Raw genomic sequence first — 1,373 nt, forward strand, 5'->3', positions numbered from 1 at the left:
GAGACTGTCAGAAATTTTGTGTTCGGGCATAACATGTTGAAAAGGAGCATGTATGCCGACCAAAAAGAAACCGGCCTCGGAGGTCAAACCCCAGTTTCCTTCGATCCCGAAAGAGCTGATTGATCAGTTCGTTAAAGGCCCAATGAGCGCCGAAGCGATTCAGGATGCGTCGATGGCGTTCAAAAAGGCGCTTATCGAGCGAGCCCTTGGCGCGGAGCTGGGTCAACACCTTGGCTACCCTCAGGGCGCGGAGCGCCCTGAGGGGGCGAGTAATCAGCGCAACGGCTCGAGTGGCAAGACCATACTGACCGACGATGGCCCGCTTCGTCTGGACATTCCCAGGGATCGCGATGGCAGTTTCTCTCCAATCCTGATCCCCAAACATGAGCGTCGTTTTACCGGCTTCGACGACAAGATCATTGCCATGTACGCCCGTGGCATGACCGTCCGCGAGATTCGGGCGTTCCTCTCGGAACAGTACGGGACTGACGTTTCCCATGATTTCATCAGCTCGGTCACCGACGCGGTGCTGGAGGAAGTTGCTGCGTGGCAGCAACGCCCACTTGAGCCGATGTATCCGGTGATTTTCTTCGATGCTCTGCGGGTCAAAATCCGTGAGGAAGGACTGGTTCGCAACAAGGCAATCTACCTGGCTTTAGGTGTATTACCGGACGGCACTCGAGATATCTTAGGGATCTGGATCGAAAACACTGAGGGAGCCAAGTTCTGGATGAAGGTTTTTAACGACCTTAAAACCCGTGGCGTCGAGGATGTATTGATCGCTGTAACTGATGGCCTTAAAGGCATGCCAGAAGCCTTGAACGCGGTGTTTCCGACGACGACCTTGCAAACCTGCATCGTGCACCTGATTCGTAACAGCCTTGATTACGCCGCCTGGGACAAGCGTCGCGAGTTGGCCAAAGCCCTGAAACCGGTTTATCAGGCACTGAATGTCGAAGCGGCCGAGCACGCTCTTAACGCATTTGAAGCTGGGCCTTGGGGCAAACAATACCCCACCGTCGTAGCCGCTTGGAGACGCGCCTGGGATCGAGTCATCCCGTTTTTCGTCTTCCCGCCAGCCATCCGAAAAGTGATCTACACCACCAATGCCATCGAGAGCATCAATTCTCAGTTGCGCAAGATCATCAAGACAAGAGGCCACTTCCCGACTGACGATGCAGCGACGAAGCTGATCTGGCTGGCACTGCAAAATATCACTGCCAATTGGGGCAGCGCGGCGCACGACTGGAAGACAGCAATGAATCAGTTTGCGATTCTTTATGGAGATCGATTTACCAGGTTGAACTGGTGAAAAAAGGGCTTGCCTTACGGCAGGCCGTTACCGGCCCGCACACAAAAAATCTGACACTCCC

The 1,373-nt window shown here is 54.4% G+C and carries 1 protein-coding gene; it reads left to right on the forward strand.

The window, feature by feature from the left end; translation table 11 throughout:
* Positions 1–52 precede the first annotated feature (52 nt).
* Positions 53–1,312 carry an IS256 family transposase gene (locus AACY02_RS25905; RefSeq protein ID WP_339434356.1) on the forward strand — a complete coding sequence of 420 codons (1,260 nt, stop codon included), beginning with the start codon at positions 53–55 and terminating at the stop codon, positions 1,310–1,312.
* The last annotated feature ends 61 nt before the right edge of the window (positions 1,313–1,373 follow it).

Origin of the sequence: Pseudomonas sp. EA_65y_Pfl2_P78 (genome assembly GCF_963970495.1) — a bacterium.
GTDB lineage: Bacteria > Pseudomonadota > Gammaproteobacteria > Pseudomonadales > Pseudomonadaceae > Aquipseudomonas > Aquipseudomonas baetica_A.

Excerpts from the sequence above, each read along its gene's own strand:
- AACY02_RS25905 (WP_339434356.1), top strand. The coding sequence starts at position 53 with ATGCCGACCAAAAAGAAACCGGCCTCGGAGGTCAAACCCCAGTTTCCT.